Annotated in this window: 16 protein-coding genes, 1 tRNA gene and 1 pseudogene; 16 read left to right on the forward strand and 2 right to left on the reverse strand. The window is 71.0% G+C overall.

Annotated elements, in window-relative coordinates; all coding sequences use genetic code 11:
* The 10 genes and pseudogenes from BGP03_RS11260 to BGP03_RS11305 all read left to right on the forward strand — a co-directional run.
* A pseudogene (locus tag BGP03_RS11260) lies at window positions 1-314 on the forward strand (hypothetical protein); the annotation flags it as partial.
* Window positions 311-880 (forward strand): flavoprotein, encoded by a 570-nt coding sequence (locus tag BGP03_RS11265; RefSeq protein WP_298797275.1) that lies wholly within the window; start codon window positions 311-313, stop codon window positions 878-880. The pseudogene BGP03_RS11260 and the gene BGP03_RS11265, both read left to right, overlap by 4 nt.
* Window positions 881-1,005: 125 nt before the next feature.
* Window positions 1,006-1,323: a hypothetical protein gene (locus BGP03_RS11270; protein WP_298797277.1), complete on the forward strand. Its 318-nt coding sequence runs from the start codon at window positions 1,006-1,008 to the stop codon at window positions 1,321-1,323.
* Window positions 1,323-1,973: a hypothetical protein gene (locus BGP03_RS11275; protein WP_298797279.1), complete on the forward strand. Its 651-nt coding sequence runs from the start codon at window positions 1,323-1,325 to the stop codon at window positions 1,971-1,973. The genes BGP03_RS11270 and BGP03_RS11275 overlap by 1 nt, the downstream gene beginning before the upstream one ends.
* Window positions 1,966-2,757, forward strand: coding sequence for an FtsK/SpoIIIE domain-containing protein (locus tag BGP03_RS11280; RefSeq protein WP_298797281.1), 792 nt, complete (start codon window positions 1,966-1,968; stop codon window positions 2,755-2,757). The genes BGP03_RS11275 and BGP03_RS11280 overlap by 8 nt, the downstream gene beginning before the upstream one ends.
* Window positions 2,754-3,035, forward strand: coding sequence for a hypothetical protein (locus BGP03_RS11285; protein WP_298797284.1), 282 nt, complete (start codon window positions 2,754-2,756; stop codon window positions 3,033-3,035). Before BGP03_RS11280 ends, BGP03_RS11285 begins: the two co-directional genes overlap by 4 nt.
* Before the next feature lie 56 nt (window positions 3,036-3,091).
* The gene (locus BGP03_RS11290) at window positions 3,092-3,367 is read left to right on the forward strand and encodes a hypothetical protein (protein ID WP_298797286.1); all 276 of its coding nucleotides are present in this window, start codon (window positions 3,092-3,094) and stop codon (window positions 3,365-3,367) included.
* Window positions 3,364-4,899 carry a replication initiator gene (locus BGP03_RS11295; protein WP_298797288.1) on the forward strand — a complete coding sequence of 512 codons (1,536 nt, stop codon included), beginning with the start codon at window positions 3,364-3,366 and terminating at the stop codon, window positions 4,897-4,899. The genes BGP03_RS11290 and BGP03_RS11295 overlap by 4 nt, the downstream gene beginning before the upstream one ends.
* Before the next feature lie 11 nt (window positions 4,900-4,910).
* Window positions 4,911-5,099 (forward strand): helix-turn-helix domain-containing protein, encoded by a 189-nt coding sequence (locus BGP03_RS11300; protein ID WP_298797290.1) that lies wholly within the window; start codon window positions 4,911-4,913, stop codon window positions 5,097-5,099.
* On the forward strand, window positions 5,099-6,334 hold the full coding sequence (locus BGP03_RS11305) for a site-specific integrase (protein ID WP_298797292.1): 1,236 nt from the start codon (window positions 5,099-5,101) through the stop codon (window positions 6,332-6,334). The genes BGP03_RS11300 and BGP03_RS11305 overlap by 1 nt, the downstream gene beginning before the upstream one ends.
* A 2-nt stretch (window positions 6,335-6,336) precedes the next feature.
* Here BGP03_RS11305 and BGP03_RS11310 read toward each other — a convergent pair.
* A tRNA-Ser gene (locus BGP03_RS11310) sits at window positions 6,337-6,424 on the reverse strand.
* 149 nt (window positions 6,425-6,573) lie between these two features.
* On the opposite strand from BGP03_RS11310, the gene BGP03_RS11315 reads away from it, so the two are divergent.
* Window positions 6,574-7,521 carry a neutral zinc metallopeptidase gene (locus BGP03_RS11315; protein WP_296375104.1) on the forward strand — a complete coding sequence of 316 codons (948 nt, stop codon included), beginning with the start codon at window positions 6,574-6,576 and terminating at the stop codon, window positions 7,519-7,521.
* Here the strand turns inward: BGP03_RS11315 and BGP03_RS11320 are convergent.
* A complete protein-coding gene (locus BGP03_RS11320) occupies window positions 7,513-8,148 on the reverse strand; it encodes a GNAT family protein (protein ID WP_296375106.1) in 636 nt (211 codons plus the stop codon). The two genes, BGP03_RS11315 and BGP03_RS11320, sit on opposite strands and share 9 nt — an antisense overlap.
* Window positions 8,149-8,201: 53 nt before the next feature.
* Here BGP03_RS11320 and BGP03_RS11325 point away from each other — a divergent pair, with 53 nt between their 5' ends.
* The 5 genes from BGP03_RS11325 to BGP03_RS11345 all read left to right on the forward strand — a co-directional run bounded on the left by BGP03_RS11325 (window position 8,202) and on the right by BGP03_RS11345 (window position 12,500).
* Window positions 8,202-9,188, forward strand: coding sequence for an NAD(P)H-quinone oxidoreductase (locus BGP03_RS11325; RefSeq protein WP_296375108.1), 987 nt, complete (start codon window positions 8,202-8,204; stop codon window positions 9,186-9,188).
* Window positions 9,189-9,387: 199 nt separating this feature from the next.
* Complete coding sequence (locus BGP03_RS11330) at window positions 9,388-9,855, forward strand: bacterial proteasome activator family protein (protein WP_296375229.1); 468 nt, start codon at window positions 9,388-9,390, stop codon at window positions 9,853-9,855.
* Window positions 9,856-9,912: 57 nt separating this feature from the next.
* On the forward strand, window positions 9,913-10,788 hold the full coding sequence (locus BGP03_RS11335; RefSeq protein WP_298797294.1) for an ABC transporter permease: 876 nt from the start codon (window positions 9,913-9,915) through the stop codon (window positions 10,786-10,788).
* A 27-nt stretch (window positions 10,789-10,815) separates the two neighbouring features.
* Window positions 10,816-11,580: an ABC transporter ATP-binding protein gene (locus BGP03_RS11340; protein WP_298797296.1), complete on the forward strand. Its 765-nt coding sequence runs from the start codon at window positions 10,816-10,818 to the stop codon at window positions 11,578-11,580.
* The gene (locus BGP03_RS11345; protein WP_296375115.1) at window positions 11,577-12,500 is read left to right on the forward strand and encodes a glycosyltransferase family 2 protein; all 924 of its coding nucleotides are present in this window, start codon (window positions 11,577-11,579) and stop codon (window positions 12,498-12,500) included. Before BGP03_RS11340 ends, BGP03_RS11345 begins: the two co-directional genes overlap by 4 nt.
* Window positions 12,501-12,622: the final 122 nt, after the last annotated feature.

Genomic DNA, 12,622 nt, shown 5'->3' on the forward strand with positions numbered 1-12,622 from the left:
GACCCACTTTCACCAGCGACTATCGGCGGTGGATCCAGGCTGAGCACGGCCGGGAGATCCGCGCCGAGAACCTCCCGGTGGAACGGCGTGTCACACACATGATTGATGTTGCCCGTGCGCTCTCGTACTTGGCCAAGGACACCGAAGCGCTCGACCTTCTGCTCAGCGCAGAGCGCCAGGCGCCGACACTCGTCCGGCACAGTGCCAGCGTCCGCGAGGCGGTCAAGGACATGCACCGGCGCGCCCCGGTGACCGCCGGCAGCAAGTCCTCCGAGCTGCTGGCATTCGGACAGCGCTGCCGGGCGGTGCGGTGACCGACGTACGCGGCGTCATCGGGCTGATCGCTAGCGCAGCCGGCGGGATCGAGACGCTGCGAACTGGCTTCGTCGAAGCTGCGCAAGATCGTGGCTGGCAGGTCGCCGTCACCCTCACCCCGACGGCCGGCACCTGGCTGACGGAGTCCGGTGAGCGCGGCAAGCTCGAACGGATCACTGGCCTGGCCGTTCGTGACCAGCCCCGTCGACCCGGCGAACGCAGCCCGCATCCGCCCGTGGACTGCTATGTCGTCGCGCCGGCAACGGCCAACCTCGTGGCTAAGCTGGCGCTCGGCATCGCCGACAACCAGGCACTCACCACCGCCGGCGAGGCCATCGGCAATCGTGCCACCCCGGTGATCGTGTTCCCGCGCGTGAACGCTGCGCACACCCGCCACCCGGCGTGGGAAGGTCACATAGCGGCGCTCCGGTCCGGTGGGGTACATCTTGTGTACGGCGATGACGTGTGGCCGCTCTACGAGCCGCGCGAGGCACCACCCGACCGCGAGCTGCCGTGGCTGGCGATCCTCGATCTCGTCGACGAGGTGGCCGTCAGCCGGCAGTAGGTCGGCACAGTTCGCAAGACCTGCTCTGAACAGACCCGGACAGTTTGTCCGGGTCCTTTCGCGCTTCCGGGCTTCTCCTGGTCAGGCACCCACCTCCGGTGCTCGACACGAACAGGGAGAGCCTCGTGGAACTGCTCATCGATATCTCGCGCAAGTCCTTCACCGTCGGCCGGCCGTTCGAGCCGAAGATCGACGACAACGGCGTTCAGCGCCTCGACCGCAAGACCCGCGCCCCGCTCTGGGCCGCGCAGCTCGTCGTCATGGACGACCGCGGAGCCGACACCATCGTCGTCACGATCGCGGGCGACCCGCCGCACCTCCAGCAGGGTCAGCCGGTCACGCCATCGCAGCTGGTCGCGATCCCGTGGAGCCGGAACGGCCGTGAGGGCGTCGCGTACCGCGCCGCCGAGGTCCGTCCCCTCGCCGCTGCGAAGAGCGCGTGATGGCCGGCCGCCGCGCCATCGTGCGCACCTCCGCCAACCGCCTGACCCGCAGCGAGCCGTTCGAGGTCTTCACCCGCCCCCAGCGCTCGCTGCCCGCGCGTCTCGTCGGGCTGCTCATCCGGCTCCGCGCCGAGCTGCTCGTTGCAGCGCTCGCCATCGCCGCCTGGGTGTGGCTGACCGACCGGATGCCGACCTGGGTGGCCGGTCTCGTCGTCGGCGCCCTGGTCCTGGCCGCCGGCTGCTGGCCCCTCTCCCGGCGCTACCTGCTGCGCCGCGCCTACGCCGTGATGACCCGCCATCGGCTCCGCGCCGTCTGCGTGGAACGACGGATCATGAACTACTCGGGCAACGTCCCGGTCCAGCTCTGGGCCCGACCGACGCCCGTCGGAGAACGGGTCTGGCTGCTGCTGCGCGCCGGGATCGACGCCGGGGACATCCAGAACAACCTCTCCCACATCGCCTCGGCCTGCTGGGGCAGCGACGCCCGGGTCAACGCCCACCGCTCGGTGTCCGCGCTGGTCGTCCTCGACGTGATACGCCGCGACCCGCTCACCGGCGCCCCGGTGTCCTCGCCGCATGGGGAGCCCGTCGTCGGCCGCCGGCTGAACCTCGTCCCGCCGGTGAACGTCGGGGGTGGGCGCAGTGCGTAGGCGCCAAACCGTCGCCGTCCCGGCCCGGGTGTCGATCTACGATCCGATCCACATCGGCATCGACGAGAACGCTGCCTCGGTGCTGCTGCCGCTGGTCTACCGCAACCTGCTGGCCGGCGGTGAGCCCGGCTCGGGGAAGTCCGGGCTGCTGAACAACATCGTGGCCCACGCCGCGCTCGCCTCGGACTGCCGGCTGTGGTTGATGGACGGCAAGCGGGTCGAGCTCGGGCTCTGGCGCTCCTGCGCCGAGGTGTTCGTCGGCGCCTCCCTCGACCACGCCAACGCTCGGCTCGCCGAGCTCCAGGCCGAGATGGACGCCCGCTACGACCGGCTCGACACCGACGGCCGCCGCAAGATCACGCCCGATGACCCGGTCCAGCCGATCATGCTGGTGATCGACGAACTCGCCTACTACTCCGCCACGGCCGGGGACAAGAAGCAGCGGGAGCTGTTCTCCCTACTGCTCCGCGACGTCGTCGCCCGCGGCCGCGCTGCCGGGATCATCGTCGTGGCCGCGACGCAACGACCGTCGGCGGACATCATCCCGACCTCGCTGCGGGACCTGTTCGGCTACCGGCTCGCGTTCCGCTGCACCACCGAGACCAGCTCGGATATCGTGTTGGGCCACGGCTGGCACGCCCGCGGCTACGACGCCTCCACGATCGACCCCGGGCAACCCGGTGTCGGTTGGCTGCTCGCCGAGGGCGGCATCCCGGCCCGCATCCGCTGCGCTTGGCTGTCCGACGACGACATCGCCGGCGTGGTCGGGCGGTGGGCGTCATGAGGGACAATACCGAGCTGAACGTGATCACCGCCGTGGTCGTCGGGTTCTGCGCCCTCGGGCTGACCTCCTCGATCTGGCCGGCGGTCGAGCACACAGCCGGCATCACCTTCGGCGTGATCTTCGGACTCGGCGGTCTGGCCGTGCTCGGCTACATCGTCCGCGAGGTGCGCCGGGAGCTGTTGTTCCGCGCCGAGATGCGCGCCTTCGACCGCCGCGACGCCGCACGGGCTGCCGCCTCCGGGCACACCCCGAGCACCGTGGGCGGTGGCCGGCGATGAGCGCACCCACCCGATCCGCCGTCAAGCGGCGATTGACACCTGACGACCAGCCTCGCGTGGTCGAGAACGACGCCTTCGCCGCCTTCGGCCGCCGCGTCATCGCCGCAGCAGGACGCCGCATCGCCACCGGTGACGTCGACGGCCTGCCCGATCTCGCCGCGCTCGCCCTCGGCGTCGACGACGCTCTCGCCACGGCCGTCACCGGGCTGCGGGCCCGCGGCTACAGCTGGGCCGAGATCGCCGCCCGGCTCGGCATCACCCGCCAGGCCGCGCACCAGCGCTGGGCCCACCTCGAGCCCGGCACACCGTCCAGCCCCGGAACACTGCGATGACCACCGCGCCGGCCATGACCGGCCGCTGGGCCGGCGCGAACCTATCCGACCTCGTCCGCCGCGCCGGCTCCGAGGACTACCACCGCTGGCAGGGCCACATCCGCGCCGCCGCCGGCTGCGCCCACCCGATCCGGCTCCGCGGCGACCTGCACACCGTCGAGACCACCACCGGGCACATCATCGAGACGACCAGCACCGCCGGCATGCCCGATGACGTGCTCTACGTGCCCTGCGGCAACCGCCGCGCCACCGTCTGCCCGTCCTGCGCCGAGACCTACCGCGCCGACACCTTCCAGCTCGTCAAGGCCGGCCTGGCCGGCGGGAAAGGCGTCCCGCTCACCGTCGCCGAACACCCGTGCGTGTTCCTCACCGGCACCGCACCGTCATTCGGGCCTGTGCACACCCACCACCGCGACGGCCGACCCTGCCGGCCCCGCCGCAACGCCGACACCTGCGCGCACGGGGTCGTGATGGAGTGCCGCCAACGCCACGCCGAGGACGACCGCGCGGTGGGCCGGCCGCTCTGCCTGGACTGCTACGACCACGACCACCAGGTCGTCTGGAACGGCTACGCCGGCGAGCTGTGGCGGCGCAGCATGAACACCGCCAACCGGCTCCTGCGCAAGCTCGGCGACCGTCACGGCGTCCGGCTGCGGCTGTCCTACGCCAAGGTCGCGGAGTTCCAGCGCCGCGGCGTCGCCCACATCCACGCCATGATCCGGCTCGACGGCATCGACCCCCTCGACCCCGACGCCGTGATGGCCCCGCCGGCCTCACTCACCGCCGGCCACCTGGCTCAGCTGCTCCGCGACGCGCTGACCACGACATCGTTCACCACGCCCGACCACCCACGCCGGCCCGAGGGCTGGCCGATCGCCTGGGGCGAGCAGCTCGACCCCCGGCAGGTCCGGCTCACCGTCCGCGACGTCGACGACCGCGGCGAGATCACCACCGGCGCCGTCGCCGGCTACCTCGCCAAGTACGCCACCAAGGCCACCGAGATCACCGGGCACGCCTCCGCCCGGCTCACCGACGACACGATCGGCATCTATGCCGACCCGCGCACTCACGCCGGCCGGCTCGTCGCTTCCTGCTGGCACCTCGGCCAACCACCGGCTCAGGTCCTGGCCGATCACCGGCTGTGGATCCGCCACCACGGCCCCGACGAGGACGGCGACCCGCTCGACGAGTGGCAGGCCGGTTACGGTCGGGTCCGACGCTGGGCCCACATGCTCGGCTTCGGCGGCCACTTCTCCACCAAGTCACGCCGCTACTCGACGACGCTCGGAGCCCTGCGACAGGCCCGCCGCGACTGGCGCCGCGCCCAGCTCCACGACACCGGGCCCGATCTCGACGAGCGCCAGGCCCTCGACGACGACACCGAGACCACCGTCGTCATCGCCTCCCTCGCCTTCGCCGGCATCGGCTGGCACACCACCGCCGACGCGTTGCTCGCCAACACCGCGGCCGCCAACGCCCGCGAGCAACGGCTCATCGCGCGCGAGGAGTCCACCACCCACTACCCCACCTGAAAGGCACGGAGATGGAACGCCTGTTGCTCACGGCGGAGGAAGTCGCGGAAGCGCTCCACATCGGACGGACCCGCGTGTACGCACTGATCGCCGCCAAGGAGATCACCTCGGTGAAGATCGGCGGCCTGCGCCGCATCCCGGTCGACGCCGTGCGGGAGTACGCCGCTCACCTGGTCCAACTCGAACAGGAGGCGTCCTGATGCCGGCCGCCCGGAAGCGCGGAAACGGCGAGGGGACGATCGTCAAACGCCCCGACGGCCGGTACCACGCTGCCGCGTTCGTGCCTGTTGTCGGCGGGGGCCGGCGCCGCGTCTTCGTCTACGGCCGCACTCGCGAGGATGTCCGCGACAAGCTCGACGACCTGCTCCGCAAGGCGGCCGACGGCATCCCGCGCGCCCGGGAGCGGCAGACCGTCGGCGAGTACCTCGACTACTGGCTTGAACACGTGGTGAAGCCTGAGCGACGGGCCACCACCTACAAGGGCTACGAGACGATGGTCCGCGTCCACATCAAGCCCGTGCTCGGGAAGAAGAAGCTCGACGAGCTCGGGCCGACCGACGTGCGCCGGCTGCTCGCTGCGCTGCGAGAGAAGGAGACATCCGGTCACGGCGGCGGGGTCCGGAAGCTGTCGCCGCGCATGGTCCAGTTCGCTCACGCCGTTCTGCGGAACGCGCTGTCCAACGCCGTGCGCGAGGAGCTGGTCAGCCGCAACGCCGCGAAGCTGGTCAAGATGTCGAATCCCGAGTACGACGTGGGCGCCGGCCTCGACCCGATCGCCGCGCGGGCCCTGCTGGCCAAGATCGCCGGCGACCGGCTGTTCGCGCTCTACCTCTGCGCGATCGTGCTCGGGCTCCGTCGCGGTGAGCTGCTCGGGCTGACCTGGTCTGCGGTCGACCTGGACGGTGGGCGCCTCGCAGTGCGGCAGGCCCTGAGCTGGGTGGACGGCCGCGCGGTCATCCAGCCGCCCAAGACCCGGGCGTCCCGTCGGGTGATCCCGCTGCCTGACGTCGTGGTCCTGGCGCTTCGCGAGCACCAGAAGCGGCAGGACGCCGAACGGGCCGATGCCGGCGAGCGGTGGGAGGACTCCGGGTTCGTCTTCACCACCCGGCAGGGCCGGCCGATGTCGCCGTACACGTTGGTCAAGTACTGGCACGACGTGCGCGCGGCGGCCGGCCTGGGGAAGCTCCGGTTCCACGACCTGCGCCACACCGCGGTGTCGCTGCTCCTGGCCCTCGGCGTGCCACCGCACGTGGTCCGGGAGATCGCCGGCCACAGCGACATCAAGGTCACGATGATGGTCTACGCCCACGGCAACCTCACCGAGAAGGCCGCGGCGTTGGCCCAGCTCGGCGAGGCGGTTTCAGGTGGGTTGATGTCACCGGTTGATGTCAGACCGACCATCGAGACCAGCCATGATCGGCCGACACCCTCGTGACCTGGCGGAAGCGGAGGGATTTGAACCCCCGGACCCTTTCGGGTCTCTCGCTTTCAAGGCGAGTGCATTCGGCCGCTCTGCCACGCTTCCAGGTGCCGCCAACCGTACCTGGACCTCGATGATCGTCGCGAGACGCGTACCCGGCGCCCCCCGCCACCCGATCACGGCCCGTGCCCTGTCGACCGGCACCGGCGACATGTGGTGGGATCACGCGCGGACGCCAGCGGGAGGCAGCAGTTATGCGGTTCGACGAGAACGCCCAGCTCGACACCTCGAACATCAACGACATGCGCGGTGGTGGGGGCGGCGGTGGAGGTGCGCTCGGCGGCCGGGTCGCGGTCGGCGGCGGTGGTCTCGGCATCGTCGGGCTGATCCTCTATTTCCTGCTCTCCCAGCTCGGGGGCGGCAGCCTCGGCGGGGGTGGGGGGCTGGCTCTGCCCAACGGGTTGTCGGCGCTCGGCAGCGGGCAGACCGCCGACACCACCGCCATCGCGTCCAGCTGCAAGACCGGCGCACAGGCCAACACACAGCTCGACTGCGAGGTCGTGGCCGTCGTCAACTCCCTCGACGGCTACTGGAGCGACACGTTCGCGCGTTCCGGCCAGACCTACACCCCGCCGCGCACCAACTTCTTCAGCGGCAGCACCAACACCGGCTGCGGCGGGGCCACCTCCGACACCGGTCCGTTCTACTGCCCGGCCGACAAGCAGGTCTACATCGACCTCTCCTTCTTCAAGGAGCTCGAGACCCGCTTCGGCGCCACGGGCGGCAACTTCTCCCGCGCCTACGTCATCGCCCACGAGTACGGCCACCACATCCAGGACCTGCTCGGCACCACGAGCCGTGTGCGGGGCGGTGACACCGGGCCGACGTCGGGTTCGGTTCGCCTGGAACTGCAGGCCGACTGCTACGCCGGCGTCTGGGCCAACCACGCCGCCTCGGTGCCGACGGCGTCGGGCAAGCCCCTGATCCAGGACATCACCCAGGCTGACGTCAACTCGGCGCTCGACACCGCCAACCGCATCGGTGACGACTTCATCCAGACCAACCTGGGCAACGGCCGCGTCGACCAGAGCCAGTTCACCCACGGCAGCTCCGCGCAGCGCACGAAGTGGTACACGACCGGCTACAAGACCGGTAACCCGGCGCAGTGCGACACGTTCGCGCGCGGTGTCAACCTAGGCTGACCCGAGCAGGCCGAGACACCCCTCCACCCCGTCGACGGCCAGTGTCCACGACGGGCGGACGAACGTGTCGGGATCGAGCACGAGGCGGACGTCCTCGGTCGCGACGCCGCGGCGCACCACCGTCTCGGTGCCGTCGCGGCGGTAGCCGAGCTTGCGCGAGACGCCCTGCGACGCGGCGTTGTCGGCGAACGCGGACGAGCGGGCGCGGGTGGCGCCGAGGTGGTCGAACGCGAACAGCAGCACGGCCGCGCGCATCTCCGTGCCGATCCCCCGGCCCTGGTGGCGCAGCCCGACCCACGAGCCCGAGCCGACATGCCGCGTGACACCGAAGTCGACGCCGTGCAGGCTCTGCATCCCGACGACCCGGCCGTCGAGGCGCACGAGGAAGTGCACCGACCAGTTCTCCGGAGCCAGCCGCGCCCGCTCCGCCCAGTGGTACTGGAGCATCCCGCGGCCCAGGTACCGGGGATCGGCCTCGGTCCACGGCACCAGGAACGGCATCTCGTCGGGCGGGTGCACGCCGAGGTAGGCCTCCTCGACGAGCTCGTCCAGCCCCTCGTCGTCGTCGGGGCGCAGCTCGAGGCGCGGGGTGCACAGCACGAGATCGCGCAGCGGCCAGTGGTCCATGCCACGAGCGTTCCGGATCGCGCACCCCCGCACGAGAGGAATACGGTCCGGCCATGCATGCCATCACGGTCAGCGAGCCCGGCGGTCCCGACGTCCTGCAGTGGACGGAGGTGCCCGATCCCGTCGCGAAGGCCGGCGAGGTCGTGCTCGACGTCGTGGCGAGCGCGGTCAACCGCGCCGACATCATGCAGCGCCAGGGCCACTACCCGCCGCCGCCCGGAGCGTCGGACATCATCGGGCTGGAGTGCTCGGGACGGATCGCGGCGCTGGGTGAGGGCGTCACCGGCTGGAAGGTCGGCGACGAGGTGTGCGCGCTGCTGGCCGGCGGCGGTTACGCGGAGAAGGTGGCCGTGCCCGCGGCGCAGCTGCTGCCGATCCCCGACGGCGTCGACATCGTCACGGCGGCCGGGCTCCCCGAGGTGGCGTGCACGGTGTGGTCCAACATCGTCGGCGCCGGCCGGTTGAGCGACGGCGAGACGTTCCTCATCCAGGGCGGCAGCAGCGGCATCGGCACGCACGCGATCCAGGTGGCGAAGGCGCTCGGCGCCCGCGTCGCCGCCACCGCGGGCGCGCCCGACCGGCTCGAGCGCTGCCGCGAGCTGGGCGCCGACATCGTCATCGACTACCACGACGACATCCCCGCCGAGCTCAAGAAGGCCACCGACGGCCACGGAGCCGACGTCATCCTGGACAACATGGGCGCCAAGGGCCTCGCCGCCAACCTCGACTCCCTCGCGATGGACGGCCGGCTGCTGATCATCGGCTTCCAGGGCGGCGTGAAGGCCGAGATCAACCTCGGGGCACTGATGGCCAAGCGCGCCAGCGTCACGTCGATGGGGCTGCGGGCGCGGCCGGTGGAGGGCCCCAACGGCAAGGCCGTCGTGGTCGCCGGGGTGCGCGAGCAGGTCTGGCCCATGATCGCCGACGGCCGGGTGCGGCCGATCACGCACGGCACCGTCCCGATGCGGGATGCGGCCCAGGCCCACGCACTGTTCGACGAGGGCGGCGTCATCGGCAAGGTCCTGCTGACCAGCGGCTGAGCGACCCCGCAACTCATTCGCGCGGAGACCCCGACTCGCGGGCGCGAAAGCGCCGACTCGCGCGCGTGGAACCGCCGACTCGCGCGCGTTAGAGCGCCGACTCGCGGGGGTGGCTACGGTGGCGGGTATGGGACCGGAACAGGGCAGCAACGGCGAGCAGCAGGTGATGGTCATCGGACCCGACGGCCAGCCCGTCGGCATGGCCTCCGTGCCGCAGACCGAGGGTGACGACGGGCAGGGGGTCGGCGCGATGGTGGAGCAACCCGCCAAGGTCATGCGGATCGGCACGATGATCAAGCAGCTGCTGGAGGAGGTCCGCGCGGCGCCGCTCGACGAGGCGTCCCGGGCCCGGCTGAAGGAGATCCACGAGAACTCCATCAAGGAGCTCGAGGAGGGTCTGGCGCCGGAGCTGCGCGACGAGCTCAACCGCCTGAGCCTCCCCTTCACCGAGGACTCCGTCCCGTCCGACGCCGAGCTGCGGATCGCGCAGGCCCAGCTCGTGGGCTGGCTGGAGGGGCTGTTCCACGGTATCCAGACGGCGCTGTTCGCCCAGCAGATGGCGGCCCGCGCGCAGCTGGAACAGATGCGCCGGGGCCTGCCCCCGGGCGTCGGTGGACCGCAGGCTCCCGAGGGTGGCCTGGGCCGCGGTACCGGTCAGTATCTCTGAACGACTCCGGGTGACACCGGCCCCGAGGGTGCCGAGCCCCGTGGGTACCCTCGACCGGTGGCCCAGACGATGACGACCGGTGACGACCGGGCCGAGGACGTGGCTTCCGTCGATCCGTTCGCCACCGACCCCTCGAATCCACGCAGCTGGAAGCGGGCGTTCCGCGACATCGGGCTGGGCTGGCGACAGCGCGCGCTGTGGGGCTACCTCGGCTGGCAGGACATCAAGCAGCGCTACCGCCGCTCGGTGCTCGGACCGCTGTGGATCAGCATCAGCATGGGCGTCATCGCCACGGCGATGGGCATCCTCTACGGCGCGCTGTTCCACGAGGACATCAAGGTCTTCCTGCCCTACGTCGCCACCGGCCTGCTGATCTGGAACTTCATCAACGGCTGCATCCTCGAGGGCAGCGAGGTCTTCATCGCCAACGAGGGCCTCATCAAGTTCCTGCCGGCCCCGATCACGCTGCACGTCTACCGGCTGGTCTGGCGGCAGACGCTGTTCTTCCTGCACAACCTCGTCATCTGGCTGCTGCTGGTGATCATCTTCCCGCAACCGCTCAGCTGGACGGTGCTGCTGGCGGTCCCGGCCTTCCTCGTGCTCGGGATCAACGGGGCCTGGATCACGGTGCTGTCGGGCATCCTGGCCACGCGGTTCCGCGACATCCCGCCGATCATCGCGAGCGTCACGCAGCTGCTGTTCTTCATGACGCCGATCGTCTGGTCCTACGAGCGGCTCAAGAGCAACCCGCTGGCCGCCTACGTCGAGCTCAACCCGGTGATGCACTTCGTCGAGATCCTGCGTGAGCCGCTGCTGGGCCAGGAGATCGTCTGGCGGCACTGGATCGTCGTCGGCGCCATCACCGTCGTGGGCAGCGCGGTCGCGCTGGTCTGCCTGCGCAACTACCGTTCCCGCGTCGCGTACTGGGTCTGAGGGCTAGGGGTGGGTGGGACAGGAACAATGGTCAGCATCGATCTCGACCGCGCCGCGGTCGACTTCCCGATCTTCGACGCGAAGACGCGGTCGCTGAAGAAGGCCGTGCTCGGCCGCGCCGGGGGCCGGATCGGCACCGAGTCCAAGGTGCCGATCATCGAGGCGCTCCGCGACATCACGATCTCGCTGCGCAAGGGCGAGCGGGTGGCGCTGGTCGGCCACAACGGTGCCGGCAAGACCACGCTGCTGCGGCTGATGTCGGGCATCTACGAGCCCACCCGCGGGCGCGCGTCCATCAAGGGCAAGGTCGCACCCGTGTTCGACCTCGCCGTCGGCATGGACCCCGAGATCTCCGGCCTGGAGAACATCCTCATCCGCGGCCTGTTCCTGGGCATGACGCGCAAGCAGATGGACGCCCGCGTCGACGACATCGCGGAGTTCACCGAGCTCGGCGACTACCTGCAGATGCCGCTGCGCACCTACTCCACCGGCATGCGGGTGCGCCTCGCCCTGGGCGTGGTCACCAGCATCGACCCCGAGATCCTGCTGCTCGACGAGGGCATCGGCGCGGTCGACGCGGAGTTCATGGCCAAGGCGCGCAACCGGCTCAACGAGCTCGTGGCGCGTTCCGGCATCCTCGTGTTCGCCTCGCACTCCGACGAGTTCCTGGCCGAGCTCTGCGACACCGCGATCTGGATGGAGCACGGCACCGTCAAGGAGCACGGGCCCCTGCGCGAGGTGCTGGCGCACTACAAGGGCCGTGACGTCCTCGCCGAGATCGAAGCACGGTGAACAAGGCGCTTCCCCCCGGCTCGGTCGTCGCGGTCGTCGTCACGCGGCACCGCAGCGACCAGCTCGTCGACTCCCTCGCCTCCCTCGCCAAGCAGACCCACCCGATCGCGCACCTCATCGTCGTCGACAACGGCCCGGACCGGCCCGCGCGCGACGTGGTCGAGGCCTGCGGGCTCCCGGCCACCTGGCTGCCGTCGTGGAACAACCTCGGCGGCGCCGGTGGGTTCGCCCTCGGCATGCTGCACGCTCTCGCGCTGGGCGCCGACTGGATCTGGCTCGGTGACGACGACGGCCACGCCGCCGACGAGACGGTGCTGGCCACGCTCGTCGAGCTCGCGGAGCGCCGCGAGCTCGCCGCCGTGTCGCCGACGGTGGCCGACAAGGACGATCCCGACAAGCTGGCGTTCCCGGTGCGGCGCGGGCTCACCTGGCACCGTTCGCGGGCCGCGCTGGCGGCCGACACCGAGCACGGCGCTGACGACGAGCTGCTGCCCGCCATCGCGGCGCTGTTCAACGGTGCGCTGTTCCGGGCGTCGGCGCTCGACGTGCTCGGCGTGCCCGACCTGCGGCTGTTCGTCCGCGGCGACGAGGTCGAGATGCACCGGCGCATGGTGCGCTCGGGGCTGCCGTTCGGCACGGCCCTGCGCGCGGCGTACCTGCACCCGGCCGGTGTGGACGACGACAAGCCGATGCTCGGGGGCCGGCTGCACGCCCGCGACCCCGACGACCCGGTCAAGCGCTACTACACGTTCCGCAACCGGGGCTATCTCGTCTCGCAGCCGGGCATGCGCCGCGTCGGGCTGCTGGAGGTGCCGCGGTTCGCGTGGTACTTCCTGATCACCAAGCACAGCCCGCAGGAGTTCGCGCAGTGGCTGCGGCTCGCGAGGCAGGGCCGGGCGGAGAAGTTCCACCGCGCGTGATCGCGGGGCACGACGGTGGAGCCGCGCACCCGGGCCCCCGTTCACGACAACCGCTGACACCGGCGACCACGCGTAACCGGCTCTTCCGGATTTAGAGTGCGAGTGCCCCGCAGTGCAGTAGC

It is taken from the genome of Pseudonocardia sp. 73-21 (assembly GCF_001899645.1).
GTDB lineage: Bacteria > Actinomycetota > Actinomycetes > Mycobacteriales > Pseudonocardiaceae > Pseudonocardia.

What these genes read in the sequence shown, in the direction of transcription:
- BGP03_RS11275 (WP_298797279.1), top strand. Translation starts at nt 1,323, where the DNA reads ATGGCCGGCCGCCGCGCCATCGTGCGCACCTCCGCCAACCGCCTGACC.
- BGP03_RS11285 (WP_298797284.1), top strand. Translation starts at nt 2,754, where the DNA reads ATGAGGGACAATACCGAGCTGAACGTGATCACCGCCGTGGTCGTCGGG.
- BGP03_RS11295 (WP_298797288.1), top strand. Translation starts at nt 3,364, where the DNA reads ATGACCACCGCGCCGGCCATGACCGGCCGCTGGGCCGGCGCGAACCTA.
- BGP03_RS11300 (WP_298797290.1), top strand. Translation starts at nt 4,911, where the DNA reads ATGGAACGCCTGTTGCTCACGGCGGAGGAAGTCGCGGAAGCGCTCCAC.
- BGP03_RS11305 (WP_298797292.1), top strand. Translation starts at nt 5,099, where the DNA reads ATGCCGGCCGCCCGGAAGCGCGGAAACGGCGAGGGGACGATCGTCAAA.
- BGP03_RS11315 (WP_296375104.1), top strand. Translation starts at nt 6,574, where the DNA reads ATGCGGTTCGACGAGAACGCCCAGCTCGACACCTCGAACATCAACGAC.
- BGP03_RS11320 (WP_296375106.1), bottom strand. Translation starts at nt 8,148, where the DNA reads ATGGACCACTGGCCGCTGCGCGATCTCGTGCTGTGCACCCCGCGCCTC.
- BGP03_RS11325 (WP_296375108.1), top strand. Translation starts at nt 8,202, where the DNA reads ATGCATGCCATCACGGTCAGCGAGCCCGGCGGTCCCGACGTCCTGCAG.
- BGP03_RS11330 (WP_296375229.1), top strand. Translation starts at nt 9,388, where the DNA reads ATGGCCTCCGTGCCGCAGACCGAGGGTGACGACGGGCAGGGGGTCGGC.
- BGP03_RS11340 (WP_298797296.1), top strand. Translation starts at nt 10,816, where the DNA reads ATGGTCAGCATCGATCTCGACCGCGCCGCGGTCGACTTCCCGATCTTC.